The sequence below is a fragment of the Actinoplanes sp. NBRC 101535 genome, assembly GCF_030269225.1.
GTDB classification, from domain to species: domain Bacteria; phylum Actinomycetota; class Actinomycetes; order Mycobacteriales; family Micromonosporaceae; genus Actinoplanes; species Actinoplanes rectilineatus.
Window position 1 is genome coordinate 95,710 of the sequence record NZ_BSSY01000005.1, and the last position, 13,414, is coordinate 109,123.

Below are 13,414 nucleotides of genomic sequence, written 5' to 3' on the forward strand. Positions count from 1 at the left end.
GTTGTGCTCATTCGACAACGTCTTCCACTGTGGTGGCTGCGGTTAATGAGATGTGCAACAACGGTATAGTGCTGCCGATCGCCACGGCTGTCCCCCCGTAGAAGCGACTCATTCCGGTCTCGGGAGCGAACCTGTCCCAAGGCTGAATGGCCAAATGGCTTGGAACCTTGGTCAGACTAGCACACATAGGATGCACTCGATCTAGGTCCGAGTGTCGATTTTTAAGTTGATCATGAAATGACCGACGTCTACCAGTGTCTTAACCACAGTTCTGGTCCGTCCTCGCGCGTGCGTCAGGAGTGGATCTCGGTCGTGGGCCGGCCGCCCCGCTCCGAGAACTGCGGTTCAATATTTGACGACAACCGCTTTTATTGAGTGTCGTCAACGCTTAGCATGGTCCGGGACGCTCGGCCGAGTAATAGTTGCCGAGACGGCCTAATGGGGGAGTGGACGACGATATGTCGGTGCACGAGTCGATACATGTGGCCGTTCGTGGGTTTCCGGGTCGGGTGGCGGTCGAGTGCTCCGACGCCGAACTGACCTACGCCGAGTTGTGGCACGAGGCAGGTGTGTTCGCGGCGGCGCTGGCCGCGTTGGAGGTCGGCCCGGGCGAGCCGGTGGGCATCGCGCTGCGGCGCGGCCTTCCTCTTCTTCCGGCCCTGCTCGGAGTCTGGCGGGCAGGCGGCTGCTACGTCCCGCTGGACGCGGCGGCCCCGTGTATACGAAATGAACGGATCCTCGCGGAGACGGCCCGCCACGGCCTTCGCTGGGTGTTGGTCGACGACGACGACACGGTGGCGGAGATGAACCTCACCGTGACGCGCAAGGTCGTTCTAGCCGGGGCCCGCTCGTCCGTGCAAGCCTGTCTGATCACCGAGCCGGACGGCGTCGGCCGCCCGGCCCGCGACCTGGCTTACATCATGTACACCTCGGGGAGTACCGGCCAGCCCAAGGGCACCATGGTCACGCACGACAACGTGGTGGCCTTCCTCGCGGCGACGGAACAGGCTATCGGCGCGGTCGACGACGAGGTGACCCTGGCGACGACGGCGCTGACCTTCGACATCTCGGTTCTCGAACTCTTCTGGCCGCTGACAGCGGGGCGCCGGGTGAATCTGCTGGACACCTTCGCCGCACTCGACACCGGCCGGCTTGCGGCGCTGCTCGGGACCGGGCAGCCGACCCTCCTGCAGGTGACGCCGTCCACTGCGGAACTGGTGACACTGCCGTCTCGGCCGAATCGGATTCGCGTGCTGGTCGGCGGCGAGGCACTGCCCGCCGCCACCGCTGCCCGCCTGATCCGGCGTTGTGACCAGCTTTACAACATGTACGGGCCGACCGAAGCGACGGTCTGGTTCACTGCACATCAGGTGCGGCCCGGCGACGAGTTGACCGACCCGGTGAGCATCGGCCGCCCGCTTCCCGGCTGTGAGGTGCGGGTTCTCGACGATCACGGCGACTTGGTGGCCGACGGGGAGGTCGGCGAGCTGTGCCTTCTGGGTCCGCAGGTCGCGGCGGGTTATCTGGACGCCGGCGAGACGTCGAACGCCCGTTTCGGCGTGGACGCGGTCACCGGCCAGCTGTCATACCTGACCGGTGACCTGGTGTGCCGCCGGGCGGACGGCACCCTTGACTTCCGGGGCCGGATCGACAGTCAGGTGAAGATCGCCGGAAACCGGGTGGAGCTCGGCGAGATCGAGGCGGCCATCCGGGAACATCCGGCGGTCAAGGGCGCCGCGGTCACCGTCGGCGGTGCCGCGTCCGCACCTACGCTGTGGGCATTCGTGCAAGTCACCCGCCCGGACGCGGGGAGCGATGCGGAACCGCACACCGGCACTCTGCTGATGGACTGGCTGCGTCTCTTCGAGAACGAGTTCACCGAGATGCCGGAGCCAGACGAGGACGCGGAGCCGGATTTCGGCCTGTGGCGTAGCTTCTTCGACGGTGCACCGATCAGCAAGGCGGAGATGACCGAGTGGCTCGAGGCCTCCGCCGACCTGCTCCGTGGTGTGGGCGCCCGCCGGGTTCTCGACATCGGGTGCGGCACCGGTGACATGTTCTACGCGATCGGCGATGAGCTGGACCGTTACGTGGGAGTGGAGCCGACGCCGGCCGCGATTCCACGACTGCGCCGGATGTTCGCGTCCCGGTCGGACAAAGCGTCCTTCGTCCGGGGCTTCGCCCACGAACTGCGGTCTGCCCATGTCGAGGCCGCGATCGTCCGGGGTTTCACCGTCGACGGAGCACTGCGGTCACCGGACTGCGCGGTGATCAACTCGGTGATCCAGTACTTTCCGTCCCTCGGCTATCTCACCGATGTCCTCACCCAGGGGCTCGGTCTGCTCTCCCCCCGCGGTTCATTGGTGGTCGCCGACGTCCGCAGCCTGCCACTGCTGCCTCTGCTGATGGCCCGTGCCGGTGTCCGTCACGATCGGATGAGCGCCGGCCGCCGGTTGGCCACCAGCACCGAACTCTGTGTCGATCCACGATTCTTCGCCGTGTGGGCCGCGCAGCAGGAGGAACCGGTCGCCGTCTGGGTCCAGCCCAAGCTCCTGACAGCGCACAACGAGATCGCCGATTTTCGTTACGACGTGACGTTGACCAGGGGCACCCCGTTCACCGGGAGCTACCGGATCACCGACTACGTGGCGGCGGGCGGTACCGTGGACGCGGTGGCGTCGTGGGCGGCCGATGCGGCCCGGCGTGGTGCCACGGCTGCGCTGCGCGGCATCCCGAACGCCCGTCTGACACCCGAGACCGGCCGGTCCGGAACACCGATCGCGCCGGTCGACCTCCGGAACGCCGTCGCCGCGTGGCCGGGGACAGCCGTCGCGCTCGACCCGTCGGATCTCGACGGAGGCGCCTTGCTGATCGCCTACCACCCGGATGGCCGGCACGACTGGGCGGCGCTGGCTCGCGACTGCCCCGAACCCGATCTCTTCGCCACCCGTCCATGGATGGCGGTGGCCGAGGAGATGATGGGTTCGGAGATCTGGTCCTTCCTGGCGGCGCGGCTCCCGGCACACATGATTCCGGCCAGGGTTCGGGTGGTCGACCAGCTCCCGTTGACCACGAGCGGAAAGGTCGACCGAGCGGGTCTGTCGCAGGGGCCGCCGACCGGCACCGACGTGACGGGGGCGGCGCACGCGCTCGCCGCCCCGAACACCGGGATGCGGGACTCCCCGCTGGAGTTGGTGATCGAGCTGTTGGGCGGGCTGCTCGACGTTCCGGTCGAGCCGGACGACGACTTCCTTCGGCTCGGTGGCTCCTCGCTCGACGCGGCCCGGCTCGCGGGACTGCTCTGGTCACGGTGGGGGTGGTCGATCACCCCCGGTCAGGTGCTCCGGGCCCGGACCCCGCGTGCGGTCGCCGGTCTCTCGCCGGACGGCGGGCGGGCCGGCCGTCCCGAACTCCCCGATGTCCGCGCCCAGCGGAGGTCCACACCCGAGCTCTCGATCGGGCAACGTGCCATCCTAGCCCAGACCTACCTCGACATCGCCGGCAATGAGCGGATGACAGTGGTCCTTCGTTGGCTGTTCGAGGGGGATCCGGACCCCCGGCGGGTCAGGGCCGCCATTGACCGCGTGGTGGAGAGGCATCCGATCCTGCGGACCACCATCTCACCGACCGGCGCGACGACGGTGCTGCCCGGCACCGAGCCCTGCGACCTGACGGCTGTCCCGCTGGAGCGGGCTCCGGCGGACTGGCCGGATCTGCTGGTACGGCCCTTCGAGCTGGCGGCTGAACCACCGGCCCGGTGGATCCTGCGCCGAACGGGACCGGAGGCCATCGAGGTCTACGGGGTCGTGCACCACATCAGTGTCGACGATTCCGCGATCCGCACCCTGCATGATCACTTCGTGACGGCGTACACGACCGGGGCGGTCGGCGCGGGTGACGCCGCTGCCTTCAGGCCGGCGGCGGCGTTGCTCGCCGAGAGGCGGCTCCAGATGGAGCGGGCAGCCGGTGATCGCGCCTTCTGGTCCGCGCGACGGGGAACCTTCGACGATTGCCAGGGTCTTCCGAGGCCACCGGCGGGCCGCTCCGGGAATCGGCGGACCTCCCGGCACGTCGAGAGCGGCGCCAGCCTGCTGGAGGCACGGGCACGAGCCGTCTCGGTGACGCCGTACACCGTCTTCATCGCGGCCATCGGACAGGCGATGAGTTCCGTTCTGCACGGAAGACCGGTTCTGGCCGGTGTGCCGATGTCAAGCCGGGAGATGGCCGGCGGCCACGGTGAGCTCGGTTGTTTCGCCGGGATGGTCCCGCTGGGGTTGCGGCCCGGGGACGACGCCGTGGCCTATCAGCGTCAGGTGGCGGACGAACTCATCCTCGCGCTTGATCACGGGCTGCTGCCGCTGGCGGAGATCACCAGGCTTGCCGCCCTGCCCACCAGAGGCTGGAACGAGGTGCCGTTCGGTTTTGTCTGTGAGCTCGAGCCGATGCCCGAACCGGTCACGGCGGGCGGGAGCCGGATCACGCTGACCATCCAGACACCCGAACGGCAGCTGTACCCGGTGAACCTGCGGGGCGAGATCGTCGGGAAGGACCTCGTCCTGCACCTCGACGTCGAGGGCGGCCTGCTGGACGACCGATCGGCCGCGAACGTGCTGAACCGGGTGGTCTCGGTCATCGAGCACGACGCGTGGCAGTGACCGCGTGGACGACTGATAACGGAGGAGGCGGCGTGGCGTCAGTCGGGCTCGTCGAATTACCGGCCCTCAAACTCGTTGACGAGAATGGGCTCAACTGGACAGCCTTCCGCAAGACGGAACCGTTGGCCAGCAAGCAGATCCTGGCCGCGCTTCTGGACGCGGCGGGATTCGACACAGCGATCGTCAACATGAAACAGGCCGACGACGCCTACGAGTACGGGCAGGTCCGATGGCGCTCGCGGATGATGTCCAAGATCGCCGTCGGGGCGTCGGTCAAGTCGCTGGACCCGGCCCGGTTCGACGTGTGGGGAGTGACTGTCAACTATCTTCAGGAGCGGGATCCCGCCCTGGAGGTGGTCGCCTTCCTGCACGCCGGGGGTGCGAAGGTCGTGGTCGGCGGTTCCGAGGCGCTAGGTAATCCCCGGCTCTACCTGGATGCCGGTGCGGATGCCGTGGTGATGGACAAGTCGGGTGCTGCCAACATCGACGTGCTCCGGTATGTGCTGGGTCAGCCGGTAGAACGACTCACCGGGGTGATGCTTCCGGACGGAACCGTCCACAAGAATCGACGGCCGCCGATGGATCCGCACGATTGGCCGTTGCCGAAACCGTGGATGGTCTCGCAGACCCTGGGAACCAGCTATTGGGAGGCGCCGATCGGTGACGAGCTCAAACCGGTCGCCGGGGTGATGCTCGATGTCGGCTGCGACCGCCATTGCAGCTTCTGCCAGACACCGACCTATCGCATCGGTTACCGGGCCTCGGGCCCGGAACGGGCACACGACTGGCTGGCGGCGCAGCGGAACGCCGGTGCCAAGTCCGTCATCATCCTGTCCGACCAGTTCCTCGGCCGGGTGTTGTGGCCGAACGGGCGCGACGACGTCCTCGCCATCCTTCGGGACGCCCGTGAACAACAGCTCCCCATCCTGTGGGGCAACGGTATCGAGCTCGGCAAGGCGACGCTGGGCCGTGGCAAGCGCGGCGGCGACCGCCGGCCCGACCTGGAGATGGTCGAGGCCGTGTGGGGGTGGGACGGCCGGGTCGGCTGCGCCCAGGCGTACATCCCGGCCGAGCGTCCGCTGCTCGGCCAGGAATCGTACGAGAAGCTGCTGCCTTGGCAGGAGCACGCGGCGATGATGCGCGCCATCGTGCGAGCAGGGGTGCCGGACATCAACTACGGCGTGATCGTAGGGTTGCCGAGCGACAGCCACGCCACCATGGAGACGCTGCTGGACTCGGTGGGCCGGCTGAGGGACGAACTCCGGGACATCAACCCCGATCTGCGGTTCCGGATCACCCCGTACGCGATCCGTCCGCTTCCGGGAACACCGCAGGCGTCCGAGCTCGAACGGGCCGGGCTGGTGCGGTTCACCGACCCGGCGATCGTCGGCGGCTTCTGGACCGCTTGCGCAGACACCCTCAACATGAGCTACGAGGAGGTCTCGGACTGGCAGATCCGGCTGGTGACCGAGCTTAACGAGCCGGAGCCCGACTGGCAGGGCATCACCGGCCTGCAGGCCGCTCTCGCCTGATCACGGTCGAGGGCGACGGGCCCGTACCACCAGGAAGATGGGCACCGTCCCCCGAGCAGGGTCCGCGTCGAGCCAGTGGGGTGGAGGGAGGGGCTCGGCCAGTCGGTCCACGATCAAACCGTGATCGACCAGTGCGTTGAGATAGGTCGAAAGCGTGCGGTGGTTGGCCCCCACGGCTTGCCGGATCTTGGAGGAGGCCGCCTCGCTCCGCCACCACCCCTCGGTGTGGTATCCGGTCTGCGGCGCCCACGAACTGGACCGACCGGATCCCCAGCCCGGGAAGCACGGGTGCAGGATGGAGAAGACCAGCGCGCCGCCGGGCCGCAACGCACCCACGGTGCCGTCCAGCATACCGTCCAGATCATCGATGTCGGACAGCCCGAAGTTGCAGACGACCATGTCGAAGGAGCCCACCACCTCGGCGGCGTCACCGACGTGGTACTCGATGCCCAGTGGCTCGGCCGCCTCCTGTTTCCTCGCCCGCTCGACCAGCGTGGCGGAGAGGTCGACACCGGTGGGACGGGCGCCCCGCCGGGCAAGCTCGCGGGTGATCCGGCCGTGGCCGCAGGCCACGTCGAGTATGTCCAGTCCGTCGACCTGGCCGGCCAGGTCGAGAAGCCCGGCGGTGCCACCGTCGGTGACTTTCTCACCGACCTCGGCGATGTAGAGATCTGCGGCCTCGTCATATCGAGCTGTGGAGGTCATGGGCCGATCCTATCCATCGATCATGATGATGACCATGAAAGGCTGTGGTCCCGCCGGGCCGGACAGCGTTCCGGGTACGCTGTCCGGCGCCGGTGCGGACGGCACCGTCGTCTTCTGGGACGCCTACGCGTTCCTGCACGAGGTGGAGGTGCTGTGTGGGCAGGTGGGCGAGCTGACCGCCGAGGAGTGGCAGGCGAACGCGGCCTGGGAGACGCCGGTGCCGATCTGTTCCTAGGGCTCCGCGGGTGGGGCGGGGAGAGTGAACCAGACCGAGGTGCCCTCCTCGACCTCGAGGTCCAGCCAGATCTGGCCACCGTGGTACTCGATGATCTTCTTGACGATGGCCAGGCCGATGCCGGTGCCCTCGTAGGCCTCGCGCGGATGCAGCCGCTGGAAGATGACGAACACCTTGTCGGCGAACTCGGCCTCGATGCCGATGCCGTTGTCGCGGACGTTGACCCGCCACATGTCGCCGTCGCGGTCCGCCGTGACGGTGACGACCGGCGGCACGTCCGGTCGGCGGAACTTCAGCGAGTTGCCGATCAGGTTGACGAAGACCGTGGTGAGCAGCGGCTCCTCGCCGTGCACGGTGGGCAGGCCCGACCACCGGATGTCGGCTTCACCGTCCCGCTGCTGCGCGACCACCGCGAGGGTACGACCGAGGTCCACGTTCACGAACCCGGTGGTCAGCCGGCCGATCCGGGAGAAGGCCAGCAGATCCGTGATGAGGCGCTGCATCCGCTGGGCGCCGTCGACGGCGAAGGCGATGTACTGGTCGGCGCGGTCGTCGATCTGCCCGGCGTAGCGGCGCTGCAGCAGCTGGCAGAAGCTGGCCACCTTGCGCAGCGGCTCCTGCAGGTCGTGCGAGGCGACGTAGGCGAACTGTTCCAGGTCCCGGTTGGAGCGGGCCAGTTCGGCGGCCTTCAGCTCCAGTTCCTCCTTGGCGGCCACCACCTGTTCGCGGGCCTCGGTGACCTCGGTCAGTTCGGTGGCGATCCGCCGGCGCATGCCGTCCACGTCACCGGCGAGACTGCGCAGCTCCGGCGACCCGGAACTGAGGATCTCGCGGCCGTAGTCGCCGCCGGCCACCGACCGGACCTGCATCGCCAGGTCCACCACCGGGCGGGTGATCAGCCGGTTGATCAGCAGCAGCATCAGGCCACCGACCACGACCACGATCACCGCGGCGGCGATCTCCAGAGCCACGAGCACCGCTCCGGTACGCCTGGCGTCGTCCGCCGCCTGGTTGCGCAGCACCAGGATGTCCAGCTGCAGCTGGTCCACCGACGCCCGCAGCGTGTCGAAACGGGCGGTGCCGACCGCCTCGTCGACCCCTCCGGCGCCGGAGGCCGTCGCGGCGAACACCGGCTCGGCGACGCTGGTGCGCCACTCGAGTGCTCTGGTGCGTACCGTGGAGAGGTCCTGATCGATGGCCGCCAGGCCGCCGGTGGCGTTCAGGGTCTCGATCTGCTTCAGCAGCCGCTGCTCGTCGGCGACGCCCCGCTCGTAGGGTTCCAGATTGTTCGGTGAGCGGCTCAGCGCATAGCCGCGCACACCGGTCTCCTGGTCCAGGTAGGCGGCGTAGAGCTGCTGCCCGGCCACCCGCATCGGCCCGGTCTTCTCCAGGATCACGTCGAGGTTCCGGTTGCTGTCGGCGGTGGCGACGGCGGCGAGGACACCGATCCCGGTCAGCATCAGACCGGCCACCGTGAACAGCACCGCGACTCGGCGCCGCAGCGTCCAGGTGCGCAGATGCAACCAGGTCATATTCTCTTGTCTCCTCGCCGGAACCCGCATCGGTCCGTCGGTTATACCAGCGGTATGGTCGGGCGGCGAGTTGACGTCCCAGTCCGGCCTGTCTGGCGGCTCGCGGCTTTCCACGCCGTTGGAGTCTCCGTTCTGATGACAGGCCTTTCACATTTCCGTGCCCTTTTCCTGGTGCCCGGCGCTTTACGCTTCTTCCTTCCCGCCGCCCTGGCCCGCTGGGGCGTGGCGATGACCGGCCTCGCCGTGTTCTGGACGGTGCAGGGCACGGCCGGTTCGTTCGGCCGGGCCGGCGCCGCCACCGGTGCGTTCGCCGTCGCCGATGCGCTGGTGGGACCGCAGGTCGGTCGCCTGATCGACCGCTGTGGACAGTTCCGGGTCGTCCCGGTGACGACTGTGGTGTTCGTCATGGCCGCCGTCGCCCTGGTGATGTCACCCGGATGGGCGGCGGTCGGCGTGGCCGCCGTCGTCGGCGCGACGGCCCCACCGGTGGGTGCGCTGGCCGCCGCGCGCTGGCGGTGCCTGCTGGACGGCACCGGGACGGTCCCGGTGGCGATGTCCCTGGAAGCGGTCCTCAACGAGCTGACGTTCCTGGTCGGACCGGTGCTGGTCACCGCCCTCAGCGCGACGGTCGTGCCGTGGGCGGGCCTGGCGGTGGCCGTGACCCTGGTGGCGGGCGGTGTCGCCGGACTGATCACCGCACGTGTCAGCGAGCCGGACCCGGGCGGCATGTCGCCGGGGATGATCGTGGACCGCCGGCTGCTGAACCGGCACTTCCTGGTGTTGTTCGCCGCGAACCTCGCGCTGGGTTTCTTCTTCGGCGGCATCGGGGTGGGGGTGACCGCTTTTGCCCTCGCCCACGACGCGGGCGCGCTCGCCGGCGTGATCACGGCGGCCGGCGGGGTGGTCAGCATGATCGTGGGGATGGTCATGCGGCCCCGGTCGCCGCTGCCGGCCGGTGTGGTGCTCACCGCCGGGTGCGTGGCGCTCGCGGCGGCTCCCGGCCTGCCGGCCATGATCATCGGGTACGCGCTGGTCGGCGGCGCGGTGTGCCTGGTGGTGGTGCCGCTGTCGGTGCGGCTGCAGCAGGTGACCGCCGCCGCGGTCTACACGCAGGCGATGACCTGGATCAACTCGGCGAGCGCCCTGGGACTGGCGGTCGCGGCCCCGCTGGTCGGCGTGGCCGTCGAGCGACACGGCTGGCCGGCCGGATTCCTGACGCTGGCGGCGCTGACCGCATGTCTCCCGCTGGCATCGGTGTTCATGGTCGACGATGAATCGCATGGCAGACCATGACGAGGTGCTCGACCGGATCCGGCGCGGCCACCTCTACACCGAGTCCGAGGCGTCCTTCCAGGATCCGCTGCGCCGCGCCGACCTGATCTTCGAGTACAACAGCACCCGGCCCGGCGACGCGGACCGGCGCCGGGCGCTGCTGGAGCGGATCCTCGGGTCGGCCGGCGAGCGGACCGTGCTGCTCTCCCCGTTCCACGCCGGGTTCGGCAGCAACGTGCACCTCGGCGACGACTTCTTCGGCAACGTCAACCTGACCTTCGTCGACGACGTCGAGATCCGGATCGGTCACGGCGTGATGATCGCCCCGAGCGTCACGCTGACCACCACCGGACATCCGATCCACCCGGCACTGCGGGAGGACTTCCGGCGGTTCTCCCGGCCGATCACCATCGAGGACAGGGTGTGGATCGGCAGCAACGTGGTGGTCCTGCCCGGCGTCACGATCGGGTACGGCGCGGTGATCGGTGCGGGCAGCGTGGTGAGCCGGGACGTGCCGCCGATGACGGTCGCCTACGGCACGCCGTGCCGGGTGGTCCGCGAGATCACCGACGCCGATTCCGCTCCCGCCAGCGGTGAAATTCGGTAGAATTCGGGCAACTTTCTGGGTGGGGGATGACTATGAACGGCGTCGACAGGCGGGCGATGCTGCACATGGCCGCTGGGGTGACCGGGGCCGGGGCGCTGCTGGCCGGATGCGGCTCGGACTCCGGCACCGAGTCGGAGACGACGGCCAGCACGACCACCGGAGCGACGGCCACGACCACGGCGACGGCGTCGGCCGCAGCGACAGCGAGCGCGGCGGCCGGCAGCGACAGCGAGGTCATCACCGCCGCCGCCGACGTCCCGGTCAAGGGCGGCGTGATCACCACCGATTACGTGGTGACGCAGCCAGAGGCCGGGACGTACAAGGCGTTCAGCAACATCTGCACCCATCAGGGGTGCGTGGTCTCCTCGGTCGCCGACAACACGATCACCTGTAAGTGCCACAACAGCACGTTCTCCAGCTCGACCGGCGAACCGACCGGCGGCCCGGCGACGAAGGCACTGGCCGAGATCAGCGTCGAGGAGTCCGGCGGCAACATCGTCAAGGCCTGAGGGTGCGCGGGCCTTCTGCCGAAGTCGGGCGAGAGTGCTGCCGCTTCGGTGGCAGGTAAAATCCTGCTCGGAAGGGTGATCTTTTTCCATCGGATGGGCTGCGCACATATATTTCGATGCGTGGCCGGATACCGGACGGATTGTGGGGCAGGGGACAGTCTTGGGTACCGCCTTGCGTCGTGTTGTCCGTCGGGGACGTGTCGGCCGTGACGCTCCGGGAGTGCGTGGAGACCCGGTGGGAACGTTCATGGCGTAAGGACCCGAAGGCGTGAACGTCAATCGCGGGTATGTTCGCCGTCTGGTCCTGACTTGCGGGCAGGTTGCCGCCCTTGACGAGCAGGGTCATGCCGCGCGGGCGATGTGGAACCTGTTGCACGCCTGGTGGACGTGGGGTGGAAGGAACCGCCGGTCGGCTCTGAAGCAGGCCGATGAGGCGATCCGGCAGGCCCGTAAGGACATCGGCTGGCTGGCCGTTCTCCCGGCTCAGGCCGCGCAGCAGGTCCTGAAGACGTATGTCACGGCGTGGAGGAACTGCTGGAAAGGCCGGGCGTGCGCCCCGCAGTTCAAGAGCCGCATCCGGTCCCGGATGGCGGTGGATGTCCCGCAGGGCGGCGAACTCGCCGTGACCCGCCTGTCCCGGCATGTCGGTCAGGTCAGGATTCCGAAGATCGGCGTCGTCCGGTTCCGTTGGTCCGGTCCGATTCCCGGCGCCGGACGAGAGCGGGGCCGGATCACCGGTGCCCGGATCGTCAAAGACGTCCTCGGCTGGCACATCGTGTTCCGCACCGAGGTCGAGTCGCCGGTGCCCGCCCGGCACGAAGGCCCTGCGGTCGGTATCGACCGGGGCATCAACGTCGCTCTGGCCTTATCGGACGGTGAGGACCAGACCCACGGTGCGTGGATCAGGCCGAAGGAAGCCGAACGGCTGCTCAGGCTGGAACGCAAAGCGGCCAGGCAGAACCGGGAACGTAGTAAGCCGTTCGAAAAGACGTCGAACAGGCTGCGCCGTACGTACGGCCAGATCGCCGGGGCCCGCGCGAGAATCAAGCGCCGCCGCAGCGACTGGCAGCACAAGACCACCACCACGATCGCACAGCGATACGGCATCGTGGTGGTGGAGGACCTGCGGGTCTCCACCATGGTCCGTTCCGCGAAGGGGACCACCCTGACTCAGGGCGTCAATGTACGGCAGAAGGCCGGGCTGAACCGATCGATGTTGAACGAGGCGCACGCCCGAACGGTGGAGATGCTGACATACAAACTGGTGGAACGGGGCGGGCAGTTGTTGAAGGTCCCGCCCGCGTACACGTCGCAGACGTGTTCGGCGTGCGGACATCGAGATCGGCAGTCCCGTAAGGGTGTGGCGTTCGTCTGCACGTCATGCGGCTGGGCCGGTCACGCCGATACGAACGCCGCCGTGAACATCGTGAACGCGGCAGGGCTTGCCGTGTCGGGACGCGGAGCCTGCGAAGTTGCGGGCTGTGAAACGTCAACCACCCAGAGCGCGGCTGACCGTCTTTGGGTATCTGCCCTCTCCCGGGGACAGAGGAGGTCATTCGAAGGACGATGTCGACGTCGACGCGACGTTGATCAGCAGCAGGGTGAGGCCGAGGGTGACCGGCCACAGGATCAGGCCGGCGTAGGCGCCCACCGAAGTGTCCGCCCGCCCGGACCGCCGGTGCCAGGCGCCCAGGATCAGGCAGGCCAGCAGTGCCCCGCCGAGGAACGCGCCGGCCGCGACCGGGTTCGGGACGAGCAGGAGGCCGGCGGCGGCCACGATCCAGATGGCCAGTGCCTGGGTCATGCCCAGGGGAACGCTCTGTTGCATCGGCCCACCCTACGAACCGTGTCAAAACCATGTCAGGATGCTGACATGACTTCTGGGGTGGGCGATCTCGATCTGTCGGTGGGGTACGCGTTGAAGCAGGCCGCGGCGGCCCTGCGGACCGCGATGGACGCGGAGCTGCGGCCGCTGGGACTGTCCGTTCCGCAGTATTCCTGCCTGGAGCTGCTCGGGCAGCGACCGGGTCTGTCCGCGGCCGAGCTGGCGCGGGGCGTGTTCGTCACCCGGCAGTCGATGCACGCGCTGCTGCTCGGTCTGGAGGAGCGCGGCCTGCTGGCCCGGGCGTCGTCCGCCCCGCAGGGCCGGGCGCTGCCGACCCGGCTCACCGATGCCGGCCGGGAGGTCCTCACCGAGGCCAGCCGGACGGTCGCCGCGGTCGAGCGCCGGATGACCGAGGCGTTGAGCGACGGCGGCAGGGAGCGCCTGCAGGCTGATCTGGCGGCGTGCGTGCGGGCACTGAGTTGACGATGTCAGGATCCTGACATAGCGTGGTGCATGTCAGGATCCTGACATACGTACGTCTG

At 68.6% G+C, this 13,414-nt stretch carries 10 protein-coding genes and 1 pseudogene; 8 read left to right on the forward strand and 3 right to left on the reverse strand.

Translation table 11 applies throughout. The features are described 5' to 3' along the window. The first annotated feature begins 458 nt into the window (after positions 1–458). Entirely contained in the window at positions 459–4,655 is a 4,197-nt protein-coding gene (locus QSK32_RS15350; RefSeq protein WP_285472567.1) for a non-ribosomal peptide synthetase, read from the forward strand. A 32-nt stretch (positions 4,656–4,687) separates the two neighbouring features. Continuing rightward, positions 4,688–6,187 (forward strand): B12-binding domain-containing radical SAM protein, encoded by a 1,500-nt coding sequence (locus QSK32_RS15355; protein ID WP_045743803.1) that lies wholly within the window; start codon positions 4,688–4,690, stop codon positions 6,185–6,187. Here QSK32_RS15355 and QSK32_RS15360 read toward each other — a convergent pair whose 3' ends face one another. Then, positions 6,188–6,892: a class I SAM-dependent methyltransferase gene (locus tag QSK32_RS15360; protein WP_052720645.1), complete on the reverse strand. Its 705-nt coding sequence runs from the start codon at positions 6,890–6,892 to the stop codon at positions 6,188–6,190. Positions 6,893–6,914: 22 nt separating this feature from the next. Here QSK32_RS15360 and QSK32_RS15365 point away from each other — a divergent pair, with 22 nt between their 5' ends. Continuing rightward, complete coding sequence (locus QSK32_RS15365) at positions 6,915–7,127, forward strand: hypothetical protein (protein ID WP_045743802.1); 213 nt, start codon at positions 6,915–6,917, stop codon at positions 7,125–7,127. Here QSK32_RS15365 and QSK32_RS15370 read toward each other — a convergent pair. Further along, the gene (locus tag QSK32_RS15370; RefSeq protein WP_045743801.1) at positions 7,124–8,659 is read right to left on the reverse strand and encodes a sensor histidine kinase; all 1,536 of its coding nucleotides are present in this window, start codon (positions 8,657–8,659) and stop codon (positions 7,124–7,126) included. The genes QSK32_RS15365 and QSK32_RS15370 overlap by 4 nt on opposite strands. A gap of 171 nt (positions 8,660–8,830) precedes the next feature. Here QSK32_RS15370 and QSK32_RS15375 point away from each other — a divergent pair, with 171 nt between their 5' ends. The 4 genes and pseudogenes from QSK32_RS15375 to QSK32_RS45505 form a co-directional block, all read left to right on the forward strand. Next, positions 8,831–9,952 carry an MFS transporter gene (locus tag QSK32_RS15375; protein ID WP_285472287.1) on the forward strand — a complete coding sequence of 374 codons (1,122 nt, stop codon included), beginning with the start codon at positions 8,831–8,833 and terminating at the stop codon, positions 9,950–9,952. Next, positions 9,939–10,538, forward strand: a complete 600-nt coding sequence (locus tag QSK32_RS15380) for a sugar O-acetyltransferase (protein ID WP_045743800.1) — start codon at positions 9,939–9,941, stop codon at positions 10,536–10,538. Before QSK32_RS15375 ends, QSK32_RS15380 begins: the two co-directional genes overlap by 14 nt. A 26-nt stretch (positions 10,539–10,564) precedes the next feature. Continuing rightward, positions 10,565–11,047, forward strand: coding sequence for a Rieske (2Fe-2S) protein (locus tag QSK32_RS15385; protein ID WP_045743799.1), 483 nt, complete (start codon positions 10,565–10,567; stop codon positions 11,045–11,047). Positions 11,048–11,315: 268 nt separating this feature from the next. Continuing rightward, a pseudogene (locus tag QSK32_RS45505) lies at positions 11,316–12,467 on the forward strand (RNA-guided endonuclease InsQ/TnpB family protein); the annotation flags it as partial. Positions 12,468–12,599: 132 nt separating this feature from the next. Here QSK32_RS45505 and QSK32_RS15390 read toward each other — a convergent pair. Beyond that, entirely contained in the window at positions 12,600–12,875 is a 276-nt protein-coding gene (locus tag QSK32_RS15390) for a hypothetical protein (protein WP_285472288.1), read from the reverse strand. Between the two features lie 45 nt (positions 12,876–12,920). Between QSK32_RS15390 and QSK32_RS15395 the strand changes: the two genes are divergently transcribed. Beyond that, the gene (locus QSK32_RS15395) at positions 12,921–13,355 is read left to right on the forward strand and encodes a MarR family winged helix-turn-helix transcriptional regulator (RefSeq protein WP_052720640.1); all 435 of its coding nucleotides are present in this window, start codon (positions 12,921–12,923) and stop codon (positions 13,353–13,355) included. The last annotated feature ends 59 nt before the right edge of the window (positions 13,356–13,414 follow it).